At 31.3% G+C, this 12,555-nt stretch carries 16 protein-coding genes; 6 read left to right on the forward strand and 10 right to left on the reverse strand.

Translation table 11 applies throughout. From position 1 onward, the window contains the following. Nucleotides 1-9: 9 nt before the first annotated feature. The gene (locus AC0L3M_RS15055) at nucleotides 10-177 is read right to left on the reverse strand and encodes a DUF5522 domain-containing protein (RefSeq protein ID WP_292947327.1); all 168 of its coding nucleotides are present in this window, start codon (nucleotides 175-177) and stop codon (nucleotides 10-12) included. A gap of 47 nt (nucleotides 178-224) precedes the next feature. On the opposite strand from AC0L3M_RS15055, the gene AC0L3M_RS15060 reads away from it, so the two are divergent. From AC0L3M_RS15060 to hemL, 4 genes are read left to right on the forward strand one after another with little or no spacing between them, the layout of a single operon-like run. Beyond that, nucleotides 225-563, forward strand: coding sequence for a hypothetical protein (locus AC0L3M_RS15060; RefSeq protein WP_292947324.1), 339 nt, complete (start codon nucleotides 225-227; stop codon nucleotides 561-563). Then, nucleotides 553-1,464, forward strand: a complete 912-nt coding sequence (locus tag AC0L3M_RS15065; protein ID WP_473431279.1) for a 1-aminocyclopropane-1-carboxylate deaminase/D-cysteine desulfhydrase — start codon at nucleotides 553-555, stop codon at nucleotides 1,462-1,464. Before AC0L3M_RS15060 ends, AC0L3M_RS15065 begins: the two co-directional genes overlap by 11 nt. A gap of 3 nt (nucleotides 1,465-1,467) precedes the next feature. Further along, nucleotides 1,468-2,280, forward strand: a complete 813-nt coding sequence (locus AC0L3M_RS15070; RefSeq protein WP_473431280.1) for a glucosaminidase domain-containing protein — start codon at nucleotides 1,468-1,470, stop codon at nucleotides 2,278-2,280. Nucleotides 2,281-2,285: 5 nt separating this feature from the next. Continuing rightward, nucleotides 2,286-3,563: a glutamate-1-semialdehyde 2,1-aminomutase gene (hemL, locus tag AC0L3M_RS15075; protein ID WP_145006454.1), complete on the forward strand. Its 1,278-nt coding sequence runs from the start codon at nucleotides 2,286-2,288 to the stop codon at nucleotides 3,561-3,563. Between the two features lie 91 nt (nucleotides 3,564-3,654). On the opposite strand, the gene AC0L3M_RS15080 is transcribed toward hemL, so the two are convergent. The 4 genes from AC0L3M_RS15080 to lysS all read right to left on the reverse strand — a co-directional run bounded on the left by AC0L3M_RS15080 (nucleotide 3,655) and on the right by lysS (nucleotide 7,561). Further along, nucleotides 3,655-3,996, reverse strand: a complete 342-nt coding sequence (locus AC0L3M_RS15080; protein ID WP_145006457.1) for a hypothetical protein — start codon at nucleotides 3,994-3,996, stop codon at nucleotides 3,655-3,657. 131 nt (nucleotides 3,997-4,127) lie between these two features. Beyond that, nucleotides 4,128-4,622 (reverse strand): hypothetical protein, encoded by a 495-nt coding sequence (locus AC0L3M_RS15085; protein ID WP_145006460.1) that lies wholly within the window; start codon nucleotides 4,620-4,622, stop codon nucleotides 4,128-4,130. Nucleotides 4,623-4,848: 226 nt separating this feature from the next. Then, on the reverse strand, nucleotides 4,849-5,724 hold the full coding sequence (locus AC0L3M_RS15090) for a hypothetical protein (RefSeq protein ID WP_473431281.1): 876 nt from the start codon (nucleotides 5,722-5,724) through the stop codon (nucleotides 4,849-4,851). A gap of 142 nt (nucleotides 5,725-5,866) precedes the next feature. Beyond that, on the reverse strand, nucleotides 5,867-7,561 hold the full coding sequence (lysS, locus tag AC0L3M_RS15095) for a lysine--tRNA ligase (protein ID WP_473431282.1): 1,695 nt from the start codon (nucleotides 7,559-7,561) through the stop codon (nucleotides 5,867-5,869). Nucleotides 7,562-7,663: 102 nt separating this feature from the next. Between lysS and AC0L3M_RS15100 the strand changes: the two genes are divergently transcribed. Together AC0L3M_RS15100 and lipB are read left to right on the forward strand one after the other, a co-directional pair. Continuing rightward, nucleotides 7,664-7,822: a YqaE/Pmp3 family membrane protein gene (locus tag AC0L3M_RS15100; RefSeq protein WP_084553703.1), complete on the forward strand. Its 159-nt coding sequence runs from the start codon at nucleotides 7,664-7,666 to the stop codon at nucleotides 7,820-7,822. Nucleotides 7,823-7,851: 29 nt separating this feature from the next. After that, nucleotides 7,852-8,550, forward strand: coding sequence for a lipoyl(octanoyl) transferase LipB (lipB, locus tag AC0L3M_RS15105; RefSeq protein ID WP_473431283.1), 699 nt, complete (start codon nucleotides 7,852-7,854; stop codon nucleotides 8,548-8,550). A 2-nt stretch (nucleotides 8,551-8,552) separates the two neighbouring features. Here lipB and AC0L3M_RS15110 read toward each other — a convergent pair whose 3' ends face one another. The 5 genes from AC0L3M_RS15110 to AC0L3M_RS15130 all read right to left on the reverse strand — a co-directional run bounded on the left by AC0L3M_RS15110 (nucleotide 8,553) and on the right by AC0L3M_RS15130 (nucleotide 12,524). Continuing rightward, nucleotides 8,553-9,194, reverse strand: coding sequence for a hypothetical protein (locus tag AC0L3M_RS15110; protein WP_339809535.1), 642 nt, complete (start codon nucleotides 9,192-9,194; stop codon nucleotides 8,553-8,555). Between the two features lie 78 nt (nucleotides 9,195-9,272). Beyond that, the gene (locus AC0L3M_RS15115) at nucleotides 9,273-10,730 is read right to left on the reverse strand and encodes a hypothetical protein (RefSeq protein ID WP_473431284.1); all 1,458 of its coding nucleotides are present in this window, start codon (nucleotides 10,728-10,730) and stop codon (nucleotides 9,273-9,275) included. A gap of 2 nt (nucleotides 10,731-10,732) precedes the next feature. After that, nucleotides 10,733-11,458, reverse strand: a complete 726-nt coding sequence (locus tag AC0L3M_RS15120) for a glycosyltransferase family 2 protein (protein ID WP_473431285.1) — start codon at nucleotides 11,456-11,458, stop codon at nucleotides 10,733-10,735. 17 nt (nucleotides 11,459-11,475) lie between these two features. Beyond that, nucleotides 11,476-11,604 carry a hypothetical protein gene (locus tag AC0L3M_RS15125; RefSeq protein WP_473431286.1) on the reverse strand — a complete coding sequence of 43 codons (129 nt, stop codon included), beginning with the start codon at nucleotides 11,602-11,604 and terminating at the stop codon, nucleotides 11,476-11,478. Further along, nucleotides 11,577-12,524 carry a nucleoid-associated protein gene (locus tag AC0L3M_RS15130; protein WP_473431287.1) on the reverse strand — a complete coding sequence of 316 codons (948 nt, stop codon included), beginning with the start codon at nucleotides 12,522-12,524 and terminating at the stop codon, nucleotides 11,577-11,579. Before AC0L3M_RS15130 ends, AC0L3M_RS15125 begins: the two co-directional genes overlap by 28 nt. Between the last annotated feature and the right edge of the window lie 31 nt (nucleotides 12,525-12,555).

The raw sequence follows: 12,555 nt of genomic DNA on the forward strand, positions 1-12,555 counted from the left end.
TTAGTTACTTTACTTGTTTTTAATTGCGTTAGTTTTGGCGTCAAATCCGTAAGGACAATGTCTACAACCACTTTGGCAGCAGTACCCACGTTTTAAATGGTATTGTTCTGTAAAACAGCGGTAACCTTCAGGTGTAAGGTAAAAATCGCCTTCTTCAACTGGAATTATCTTCTTCATATCACAAAGATAACGTAAATTGGAATATATTTTGAAAGACAGTAATCATGATAATAGTATCTAAATATTTAGTACCTAAAGGTTATACAGGTATGACTGTTTTTCCGTTTATATTTTTAAAATCTAAAGTTTTAAAACAGAGTGAGACCTTGGTCAATCACGAAAAAATTCACTTAAAACAGCAATTAGAGTTATTAATATTACCGTTTTATATCTGGTATGGTTTAGAGTTTGTTTTTAGGTATATCCAACACAAAAATTGGTATTTAGCTTACAAAAATATAAGCTTTGAAAGAGAAGCCTATTGTAATGACTTAAATCTTGAGTATCTAAAAACTAGACGTTTTTGGCAATTTTTAAAGTATCTTAGCAAGCATGAAATTTAAACCAGAACTTAGTGTTAATCAAAAAATAGAACTTCCATTTAAAAGTTCTGTTTCGTTATATATAAAGCGAGAGGATTTAATTCATCCAATTATATCTGGTAATAAATATAGAAAGTTAAAATATAATATCGCTTTCGCGGAAACGCTTAATCATGATACATTACTGACTTTTGGTGGTGCATTTTCTAATCATATTGCTGCAGTAGCAGAAGCTGGACGTGTTTATGGTTTAAAGACAATTGGAATTATTAGAGGTGAAGAGCTTAACGACAAGGTCTTGGATAGTCCAACGTTAAAGTTTGCACAGTCTTGTGGTATGCAATTTAAATTTATAAGTCGTGAAGCATTTAGACTAAAAGGAACACAGTCCTTTTACGAAAAAATTAAAAAAGAATTTGGTGACTTTTATTTAATTCCTGAAGGCGGAACCAATGATTTGGCTGTTAAAGGATGCGAAGAAATTTTGACGGAAACAGACCGTAAATTTAATTACATATGTGCTTCCGTAGGAACAGGAGGTACCTTATCAGGCTTGATTAATAATTCAAACACAGCACAAAAAGTTTTAGGTTTTTCAGCTTTAAAAGGTGACTTTTTAAAAGAAGATATTAGTAAATTTGCAAAACAAGATAATTGGCAATTAATGACAGATTACCATTTTGGTGGTTATGCTAAAATAAATGCAGAATTAGTAACGTTTATTAATAGCTTTAAAAAGCAAAATAATATTGCATTAGACCCTGTTTACACAGGAAAAATGATGTTTGGTATTTACGATTTAATTAAACGTGATTATTTTAAGCCAAATTCTGAAATATTAGTGATTCATACTGGAGGTTTGCAAGGTATTGTAGGTATGAATAAAAGATTAAAACAAAAACAACAACAGTTAATTTTATAATTGATGAAAAAAATAATTACCATGCTTTGTCTTACTTTATTAATTGTAAGTTGTGGCTCTTCAAAAAAAGTGACTACAAAAAAAGGTAGACAAAAAACAGTTAGGGTTGTACGAAATAAAAAGGATGCTAAAAAAGACACCAAAGAAGATGTTATTGTAGTAGCCACTCCAATAAAAGAAACACCTGAAGTGTATGCTAGTAAAACGGACGAATATATTGCAATTTATAGTGATATAGCTCAAGATGAAATGCGTAATTATAATATACCTGCAAGTATTACTTTAGCACAAGGAATATTAGAGTCTGCTTCTGGACAAGGTCGTTTGTCTGTAGAAGCTAATAACCACTTTGGAATTAAATGTCATGAGTGGACAGGTGCAAAAATTTATCATGATGATGATGCCTCTCAAGAGTGTTTTCGTAAGTACAAAAACTCTAAATACTCGTTTAGAGATCACTCACTATTTTTGACAGAACGTAAACGGTATTCAAAACTATTTACGCTAGAAAAAGATGACTATAAAGGTTGGGCCAGAGAGCTTAGAGCTGCAGGTTATGCTACAGATAGAAAATATCCAGATAAATTAATAAGCCTAATAGAGCGTTATCAATTATATCGTTTTGATGCTGTAGTTTTAGGTAAGCAAAATGTAGCAAACGACAAGCATACTGTTGTAAAAGGCGATACATTATATTCGATATCAAAAAAATATAACCTAACTATAGATACTATTAAGTCTTTAAATAGTTTAGAAGGCGATAACCTATTTGTAGGTCAAGTGTTATTTGTAAAACCAATTCCAAAAGATTTTTAAAGTCTATGATTTATAAACGTAGTAGTGCTTTGTTTGCAGAAGCAGAGCAAGTAATACCAGGAGGAGTAAACTCACCTGTAAGAGCATTTAAAGCAGTAGGTGGAACACCTATTTTTGTTAAAGAAGCTAAAGGTGCTTATTTATATGATGAAGATGATAACAAATTAATAGATTACATCGCATCTTGGGGACCAATGATTTTAGGTCATGCACACAAACCAGTGGTAGATGCAGTTATTGATAAAGCAAAAAAAGGAACATCCTTTGGAATGCCAACTCAAATTGAAACTCAAATTGCAGAGTTAGCTGTGTCAATGGTACCAAATATTGACAAAATACGTTTTGTTAATTCTGGGACAGAAGCCTGCATGAGTGCTGTTAGATTGGCTAGAGGATATACAAACAAAGACAAAATAATCAAATTTGCTGGTTGTTATCATGGTCATTCAGACTCATTTTTAATTCAAGCAGGAAGTGGAGCAGTAACTTTTGGATCACCTAATAGTCCTGGAGTTACCCAAGGTACAGCAAAAGATACCTTATTAGCAAAGTATAATGATTTGGCAAATGTCGAAGCTTTAATTAATGCTAATAAAAACGAAATAGCTTGTATAATTATCGAGCCTGTTGCTGGAAATATGGGATGTATTCCTCCAAAAGCTGGGTTTTTAGAAGGTTTACGTGACCTTTGTGATGCTAATAACATACTGTTAGTTTTTGACGAAGTGATGACTGGCTTTAGATTAGCCAAAGGTGGTGCACAAGAATTACTAGGTATTAAAGCAGATATTGTATGTTTTGGTAAAGTGATAGGTGGAGGATTGCCTGTTGGTGCTTTTGCAGCTAGAGCTGAAATAATGAATCATCTAGCACCTTTAGGTCCAGTGTATCAAGCCGGAACATTAAGTGGTAATCCATTAGCTATGGCAGCAGGATTAGCTATGTTAACCGAGTTAAATTCTGGTGATGTTTTTGAAAGTTTAGCAAAAAAAACAGCCTATTTACATAAAGGTATTGCAACCGTTTTAACAGAATTAAACATTACTCATACAATAAACAGAGTTGGCTCTATGATCTCTGTTCACTTTTGTGAAGATGAGGTTGTAGATTTTGAAACATCTGCTAAAGGAAATAACGACACGTTTAAAACCTTTTTTCATGGCATGCTTAACCAAGGTATTTATTTGGCACCAAGTGCTTTTGAAAGTTGGTTTTTAAATGATGCTTTATCTTATGAAGATTTAGATAAAACTATTGCAGCATGTAAAGCAGTATTTAGTTAACAGCATTAAACAATAACTATAAAACATAAAAAAGCCGATTATTTTATAATCGGCTTTTTTTATATAAGTGTATTACTACTCTGTTGTTTTATTAGTTAGACAACTCTAAAAATTTAGTGTACTGTTCGTCATTTAAAATTTCTTTAAGTTGAAGTGATAAACGCTCGTTAATTTTTTTGCTAAACGTATTATATTCACTTGTACCAACTTCAAATGAGTTGTTTAATGTTTCCGATTTTGAGTAAAATTCTTGATAAGCAACAAACATTAATTCCTGAGTTGGCTCATAAGCTTTAACAAGTCTTCCAATTTCTGCAGTTTTTGCTTGTGCTGCATTATTTATTTCTGCACTAAATTTTTGTTGTGCATTAGCAGTTGTTGTTGCTAGTGTTAAACCAAAAACGAAAAGACAAAGTGTAATTATTTTTTTCATTGTGTAAGTGTTATTTAATTATACTCTCAAAGTAACACTATTTGATTAATAATTACAAATAAAAAAGCACTGAATAGACAATCAGTGCTTTTTTACCTTTAAAAGTTAATATTTGATACTAAATCATAGATTTAATTGTCAGATTTATCCTCTTTTTTATGATCTTTTTTGTTTTTTGAACCCTTTTTCATGTGCTTACGTCCATGTTCTCTTTTTGATAAAGATTTTTCCCACTTAGTGTATTGCTCAGCAGTAAGGATTGTTTTCATTTTTTTCTTAGCTTCAATTTGTGCATCTAATTTAGCATTCATGCGTGCTAACTTTTCTTCTTTAGTAGGTTTTACACGCTCTTTATTATCTTTTTCAGCTAAGCGCTTATCAAAGTTTTCTTTACGTTTTTTAGCACTTTCTAAATTTAAAGCCATCACTTTTTGTTGTTGGGCTTCTGTTAAATCTAAATGTAACGTCATTTTTTTTGTTTGTAACTGTGCCATATCTTGAGGGTCTAAGTTTTGGCGTTGCTCTAAACGTTCTTTTTTATTTTCTTGACGCTTTTCTTTTTTGTTGTCTTGTGCATTTGCTTGAAATGTTATTAAAGCTAATGCTAGTATTACTAATCTTTTCATCTTTTTTTGTTTTTTAAATTGTTATACTACTAAGACGTGCAAATTTGAGAATGGTTTAAACGCCTTAGTTTTTTTAATCTTTAATTAACAGTTTAAAAAGATTGGTCGACAGTTAATTACAATGTGTTTAAATAGGATTTAATCAAGAAATAGCCTTCTGTATGGACAAAGGTAGTGCCCAATAATGGCATGCTAAACAATTCTTGATAGTTGACCATTCTAGAATTTATTTCACCTTTTTTTCTAATATGGATGTGTTTTCAAAAAGGGTTTCATATCTCAAATCTAAAGTGGTTTGTACATCGCAATAACCTCCTGGTTGGTGACAAGAGGCACAATTAACATCTAAATATGCTCTAGCACGATCTTGTAAGGAGTAGGTGGCATCATCTTCCCAATTTGGTAAAGTTGTTATTGTGGAAATATCTGATATACCAGTAATTTGATTGTTGTTTATTAGGTTTTGTAGTTGATTATTGTAATTAATGGAGCGTAATTTGGGTCCTAATGGTTTTACTTGGTCATTGTTTGAATGGCAGGTTACACAGTCTAAGTTTGATGGAATTTGATAATTTACTGCTACAGTTGTTCCATTTTTATCAATAAAAGACACTGGTACTGTTGCAGCGTTGTTTTCTAAAACTGCTTCGGTTTGTGCTTCGTTCCAGTGGTAATCGCCAGCGATCCATGTTCCGTTTTGTTTTATTAGTAACCTGGTTTCGATAATTTTTCTGCCTTGGCTTAAATCATTTTCATCTAAATTGTAATAAAAAGACTTTACTATTATCGAGTTGTCTGGAAACTCTGGCATTCCATTGCCTACAGCTGCTAATGTTTCGCCTTCAGGCAATACAATAAAACGTGCTTTATGTGCATAATCTGTAAAAAGTGGTGTGTTTAAAGTGTATGTAAAACTATAAGGAGATGGTGTTAAATCTTTAGGTGGTCCTTCAAAAAGATTAAGTTGTGATAGGTTAGGTAATAATTGTGCAATAGGTCGTGGAGTAGTCGTTACTGGTATATCTATGGTGTCAACATCTTCATTTTTGCTACAGGAAAAACAAAGTAATAGTGTTAGTACTAATGTGGTTAATTTATTCATTGTTAGTGGTTTTGAATCGTGAAAATAAAGAAAATGAACGAATTATAATGTCTGTAAGTTTAAATGTTGGGAATAAAAAAAGGAATTACATGTATGTAATTCCTTTTTATATATTTAAAAGTGGTGTTTTGTAATGCTGTATTTATATAGTTTCAACAAATAATCCATCGTCTGTTTTATTGACTTTAGCGATACCTAATTTGGTTAATCCTTTAATAGTTTTGTCCCACTTTTTGTTACTTAAACCAGATTGTTCTTTAAGTGTATTAAGGTCTATTGGGCTACTTGCTTTTACTAATGCGAATAGTGCTTTTTCGTCCTCTGTCATTGGAACTGCTTTTTTCTCAGGTCTCATTTGTGGAAAAAACAGGACTTCTTGTATTGATTTATTATTGGTTAAAAACATAATTAATCTATCCATACCAATTCCCATTCCTGATGTTGGAGGCATTCCGTACTCTAATGCACGTAAAAAGTCTTCATCTATAAACTCGGTAGCTTCGTCATCTCCTTTTTGAGCTAATTTTAATTGGTGCTCAAAACGCTCGCGTTGGTCAATTGGATCATTTAGCTCTGAATATGCATTTGCTATTTCTTTACCACAAACCATTAACTCAAAACGTTCTGTTAATTCTGGATTATCTCTATGCTCTTTACATAAAGGACTCATTTCTTTTGGATAGTCTGTAATAAAGGTTGGTTGTATGTAGTTACCTTCACATTTTTCTCCAAAAATTTCGTCTATTAATTTACCTTTACCCATGGTTGCATCTACGCTAATACCCATGTCTTTGGCAGCAGTACGTATTTGATCTTCTGTTTTACCATTAATATCAAAACCTGTAAAGTGTTTAATAGAATCTGCCATAGTGACTCTAGCATAAGGCGCTTTAAAATCTATTTTATGTTCACCAAATGTAGCTTCAGATGTTCCGTTTACAGCTATTGCGCAATGCTCTAGTAATTGTTCGCAAAAATCCATCATCCAATTGTAGTCTTTATAAGCTACATAAATTTCCATTGCTGTAAATTCTGGATTATGTGTACGATCCATTCCTTCGTTACGGAAATTTTTTGAAAACTCATAAACCCCTTCAAAACCACCTACGATAAGTCGTTTTAAATACAGCTCGTTAGCAATACGCATATATAATGGTATGTCTAAACTGTTATGGTGTGTAATAAAAGGACGTGCAGCAGCACCACCTGGAATAGGTTGTAATATTGGTGTTTCTACTTCAAAATATCCAGACGAATTAAAGAAGTCACGCATCGCGTTAAATAACTTAGTACGTTTTACAAAAACTTCTTTTACTTTAGGGTTTACAACTAAGTCCGCGTAACGTTGTCTATAACGTTGTTCGGGATCTGTAAAAGCATCAAATGTATTACCTTCGGCATCTGTTTTAGGCAGCGGTAAGGGTTTTAAAGCTTTACTTAAAACGGTAAAGTTTTTAACCATTACTGTTTTTTCGCCAACTTTAGTGGTAAAAAGCTCACCTTCTACACCAATAAAATCTCCAATATCTAAAAGTTTTTTATAAACAGTGTTGTATTTTGTTTTGTCCTCACCTGTACAGATTTCGTCTCTGTTAAAATAAACCTGAATACGACCTTCACTATCTTGCAGCTCTGCAAAACTAGCATTACCTTGAATACGTCTAGACATCAAACGACCTGCAATAACAACCTGTTTACCTTCCTTAAACTCCTGTTTAATTTGTTTGGAATTGTTAGAAACAGGATATAAATCTGCTGGATAAGGGTTGATACCTAACTCACGTAATTTTGCAAGTTTTTCTCTACGTACGAGCTCTAGCTCAGATAATTGTGACATAGTTTTATTGTAATAAATTTAAGACGCAAAGATAATGGTTTGTAACAAAAAATAAGAGTTAACGTCCAATAAGTATATCATCAATCTATTAAATTTTTAATCATGTCTTTTTGGCGCGTTTTATTGTGTATAATTTGTCCTCCACTATCAGTAATTGGTAAGGGTTGTGGCTCGATTTTAATTGTGTTTATTTTATGGTGCTTAGGATGGATACCAGGTGTCATTGCAGCTTTAATAATATTGAATAACCCTGAAAGATAAATTGTATCTTTGCAGTATTAAACTTTGTAATGAATAAGAACGTACAAATACAAGATTTAGGGACTAAAGACTTTAAAGAGACTTGGGATTATCAAGAAGAATTGTTTAAAGGTATTTTAGATACTAAAATTAAAAATAGAAGAGAAGCTGCTGGTTTAGAAACTAATAACTACTTTTTGTTTGTGGAGCATCCTCATGTTTATACTTTAGGAAAAAGTGGTGACATGTCTAATTTATTACTAAACGAAGACCAATTAAAAGAGAAAGGTGCAACGTTTTATAAAATTAATAGAGGAGGAGATATTACATACCATGGTCCAGGACAATTGGTAGGTTATCCTATTTTAGATTTAGATAATTTTTTTACAGACATCCATAAATATTTACGTTTTTTAGAAGAAGTTATTATTTTAACTTTAGATGAATATGGTTTAAAAGCAACACGTAGTGAAGGAGAAACAGGTGTTTGGCTAGATGTAGGAACCCCTTTTGCGCGTAAAATTTGTGCAATGGGAGTTAGAGCTAGTCGTTGGGTTACAATGCATGGTTTTGCACTTAATGTCAATGCTAATTTAGGTTACTTTGATAATATTATTCCATGCGGAATTAAAGGTAAAGCAGTAACTTCCATGCAAGTAGAATTAGGTGTTAAGTCTGTGGATGAAGCAGAAGTGAAATCTAAAATATTAAAGCATTTTAGCGCTATGTTTGAAGCTAACTTTATATAAATTTAGTCCTTAACATAGTCTAGGTAAGCCTCTGCAATCTCTGTTAAACTAAAGTGTTTCCACTCTTTGTTTTGTATGCGTTTTACAAGTGCAGGATAATCTTTAAAATAAATACCCATTGCTTTTTTTACTTGACCATTAGTAAACCCTTTACCACTTACTATATAGGCTTTGTCCTCTGTTGGACGTTGGTATAAAAAGTAAACAAATTCCCAAATAGAGTGTGCTCCAGTTATGGATTTCATGATTCCTTTTTTATCCAACTTATAGCGTTGTGCAAGCGAGTATCCTTTAATAGCATCATTGGCATATATTAATAACATCCAATGTTTATTCTTTTTTTCGGATACTATTTCTTTTCCAAAGGATTTAAATAAATGGACAACAGTGTTTCTGACAAACAAAAATTTATTTCCGTTTTTAGCTGTATATAAAATTTGAGAAATAGTGTCTTCGTCAATTTTTAAAACTTTTGCTTTTGCACTAGATTTATATTCTACTTTACCATCCAACATTTTATTAGAAGGTAGTCTAGCTAAGCCATCTTTAACGGTTCCATTTGTCATTAGTATTTTGGCAGTGTGATATTGTGCGTTAGCAATAAATGAACTTAAAATAAAGGCTAGGTATAAAAGGGATTTCATGTAAAACGGTTAGTTATTGATTATTAGCTTAATTAGCAATCAATTTAGTTAAAAGTATTTACATTTAAAAATGGTCTATCAGTTTTTGATTAGTATACCATCTTTAAAATAGTGAATTTTAAAATCTTTAAAATGGGTTAATACATCCGGTTTAGATATAAAATAGCGTCGATTTATATTATTAAAAAACAAGATTTGAGCTTTACCTTGTTTGATATCTTGGGTCATTTTTTGTAAAGTACTATCGTAAGTTTTTGTATTTACAAATGGAAGTTTATGGTTATTTACATTTTTATAAAAACGCATGATATCGTGTGCATTGGTATAAAGATTTAATGTGTCTTGGGACTTTATGTAGTTAATAGATTGGGAGTTTTTCCATACTTCTGCACTATACTGCGTACCGTTTTGATAATGATTGACTCTTAATTTGTAGGTGTTTAAAATATTGGATAGTAATAGTATTATAAAAAGGACTATGGTTATTGGCTGATATTGTTTCGGTTTTAGAATTGGGTTTAAAATTAAAACGACTAGTGTTAGTATGATAAAATAAAAGGGAAAGAATATTCTGGTGTTAACAGGCACGTTTTCATCAAAAAAAGAAATAGAAATTACTATAAATACTGTATAAGAACACATTAAAGTTACCAATAATAAAATGATAGGTGTAAAGGATTTAACTTGTACTATTATTATTTTTTGTATGGTTTTAAATTTAAAAAAACTAATAACTATGACGCTTAAAATGATTGTTGCTATATAGCCATTATATAAAAACCAGTAAATTATTGTTTTGGTTAACGATAATAATCTTCTAAATCTGAAACCAAAGAAATCGATATTTCTTATGGTGTTAGAATTGTTAAAATAGTAGCAGTAAATAAGCCAGAGAATAAATAGACTTAACGAAGAGATTGTATAAATTAAAACCGCTTTTAATCTTGGTTTAATTTTAGATTTATGGAATATTAAAATATAAAACCCAAAACCACCAATATATCCTAAGCCTGCATATCTAGTTAATAATAACGCGCTAGATATTACTCCAGCCCAAATAAGATATTTGTAGCTACTAGTATTAACCCATTTAATAAAAAGCAATGTTACTAACAGTAGTAAAACCATAAATAACCCTTCGCTTAAAAAGTAAATAAAGACTAGCGATGTGTAGGAGGTTAAAAGTAAAATAACAATAAAAGGAATGACTTTTTTGTCAATTTTTAGTGTTGTTAAAAGGTTGTAAAAAATTAATGAAATTGTAGAAAGCAGTCCTACATTTAATATAAAGGCGCCTGTAAGTATACTGCAATTAAATAGCTTGGTCGTTAAAGCTACTAATAATGGATAAAGTGGAGGCCAATGCGTAATTAGTATTCCGTTTTCGTTTACGATACCATTACCTAGTAAAATACTTTTTACTATTTGAATATAGGACACAGAGTCTGGCGTGACACCTAATTTATAAGGCCAACTAAAATAAGCGAATAGTAAGGTGAATGCAATAGAAATTAAAATGATTAATTTTTTTGTCATCACTATTTACCTTTTAATAGCCCATATTTAGTAATACAATATAAGGCTCTAAAACCGTCTTTCCATGATATTTTTTTGCCTTCCAGATAGGTTCTTCCATAATATGAAATACCGACTTCGTAAATACGTATGTAAGGTATCCTAGAAATTTTAGCAGTTACTTCGGGTTCAAAACCAAAGCGTTTTTCTTTGAGGTTAACAGATTTAATAATTTCGCTTTTAAACATTTTATAGCAAGTCTCCATGTCTGTAAGGTTTAAATTGGTTACTGCATTAGAGAAAAAGGTTAAAAACTTATTTCCTATAGTATGCCAAAAAAACAATACACGATGTGGATTACTACCCATAAATCTTGAACCATACACGACGTCCGCAAATCCGTCTGTGATTGGTTTTAATAGGACGTTATACTCGTTTGGGTCATATTCTAAATCTGCGTCTTGGATTATAATATAATCTCCAGTTGCTTGTTTAATGCCTTCATGGAGTGCTGCACCTTTACCTAGATTTACTTTTTGCTTAAAAAACTTAATATCTAAATTAGGATTATTAGCAATAAAAGTTTCAATGGTTTTTTTTGTTTGATCTGTAGAGCAATCATCAATAATTACAATTTGCTTTTTTATACCAAATAGCAATGTCACACTATTAATCTTGTCCAGTATTGGTGTGATAGTGCTTTCTTCATTATAAGCAGGAATTATAATAGACAAGGTTTTAATAGACATGTTTATAGCGTTTGGTTTTAGGCTTCGACGTTAAAAAACACTTTATAATAATGCATTTTTTTCTCTTCGTCATAACCACGTTCAAGGTATTCTGCACTTGCATCTGGAGCGTCTATGTCTAGTTTAATTTGGATGTTTGTATCCAATTTAATTTCGGTTTTAATTTTTTCTTTTCTTTATTTAAAACTTTTTCTGAGACATCAAATTGATTTCTGATTAACACATTCTGTTCGGATTCAAAATCTTTTTTATAGCTTTCAAATAAATCCATGTGTTTGTCTTCCAAAAACACTTCGTCTTTAAATCGCTCGACATTTACTATTTCATTTTCTTTAAAAAAGTCAATAGTTTTAGCTAAAAAGGTGTTATGTTCTTGGGCTCCATAGGTTGTTTTAATTATTTCTGTCGAAAATTCTTTACACAACTCAAGATAGTTTTGTGTATGACTATTGTAGTCATCTGCATATTTTATGTTTAAAAACTTATCTATCCAATACGCAGCATCATAATTATTGTTGTCTACGGTTAACACAACTTTACCTTCGGCATCTCCTGTATTTAAAATTAAACAACCCTTATCTACTTTTTTAGCATTGATCCCTTTTTGGACTAAAACGTCGTAACTGTTATCTTCTAAATAGGTCTGAAAAAAGTTGGTTTTGTTTTCTATTTTAAAAATTCCAATAGCGTCCACAACCATTTCATTATGTTCAATACCATCAAAATAGGCAACAATTACGTCTCCAGTTTTAATTTGTGCAGAGGTTGATTGCTCATATAAATGTTTAACTACATTTTTGGAGACGTCCACAAAAGTTTCGTCATCTGCAAAAATTTCTTTAGTGTAAGCATTAATTTCATTTAGCTCGATATTGGCATGATGATTAAATCTGTGACTTTGGACTAAGCTTGTAAATGGTCTTAGTAAAAAAGGAACCATTAACTCATAACTGGCTTCATCAAAAATAAGTTCTTTTTCAGAAAAGGCATTTTTTGTGTCGTTATGTTTGTTTCCTACTTTGTGAATAATACACTTTAAAATAGAGGCTTTGTTACGATTAATCATTATTAAAAATGGTGTTTGTTTTAAAATACAA

This window comes from Olleya sp. KJ81-1, from assembly GCF_055808135.1.

Excerpts from the sequence above, each read along its gene's own strand:
- AC0L3M_RS15060 (WP_292947324.1), top strand. The coding sequence starts at position 225 with ATGATAATAGTATCTAAATATTTAGTACCTAAAGGTTATACAGGTATG.
- AC0L3M_RS15130 (WP_473431287.1), bottom strand. The coding sequence starts at position 12,524 with ATGATTAATCGTAACAAAGCCTCTATTTTAAAGTGTATTATTCACAAA.
- AC0L3M_RS15115 (WP_473431284.1), bottom strand. The coding sequence starts at position 10,730 with ATGACAAAAAAATTAATCATTTTAATTTCTATTGCATTCACCTTACTA.
- AC0L3M_RS15065 (WP_473431279.1), top strand. The coding sequence starts at position 553 with ATGAAATTTAAACCAGAACTTAGTGTTAATCAAAAAATAGAACTTCCA.
- lipB (WP_473431283.1), top strand. The coding sequence starts at position 7,852 with ATGAATAAGAACGTACAAATACAAGATTTAGGGACTAAAGACTTTAAA.
- AC0L3M_RS15090 (WP_473431281.1), bottom strand. The coding sequence starts at position 5,724 with ATGAATAAATTAACCACATTAGTACTAACACTATTACTTTGTTTTTCC.
- lysS (WP_473431282.1), bottom strand. The coding sequence starts at position 7,561 with ATGTCACAATTATCTGAGCTAGAGCTCGTACGTAGAGAAAAACTTGCA.
- AC0L3M_RS15120 (WP_473431285.1), bottom strand. The coding sequence starts at position 11,458 with ATGTCTATTAAAACCTTGTCTATTATAATTCCTGCTTATAATGAAGAA.
- AC0L3M_RS15080 (WP_145006457.1), bottom strand. The coding sequence starts at position 3,996 with ATGAAAAAAATAATTACACTTTGTCTTTTCGTTTTTGGTTTAACACTA.
- AC0L3M_RS15110 (WP_339809535.1), bottom strand. The coding sequence starts at position 9,194 with ATGAAATCCCTTTTATACCTAGCCTTTATTTTAAGTTCATTTATTGCT.
- AC0L3M_RS15070 (WP_473431280.1), top strand. The coding sequence starts at position 1,468 with ATGAAAAAAATAATTACCATGCTTTGTCTTACTTTATTAATTGTAAGT.
- AC0L3M_RS15100 (WP_084553703.1), top strand. The coding sequence starts at position 7,664 with ATGTCTTTTTGGCGCGTTTTATTGTGTATAATTTGTCCTCCACTATCA.
- AC0L3M_RS15055 (WP_292947327.1), bottom strand. The coding sequence starts at position 177 with ATGAAGAAGATAATTCCAGTTGAAGAAGGCGATTTTTACCTTACACCT.
- AC0L3M_RS15085 (WP_145006460.1), bottom strand. The coding sequence starts at position 4,622 with ATGAAAAGATTAGTAATACTAGCATTAGCTTTAATAACATTTCAAGCA.
- hemL (WP_145006454.1), top strand. The coding sequence starts at position 2,286 with ATGATTTATAAACGTAGTAGTGCTTTGTTTGCAGAAGCAGAGCAAGTA.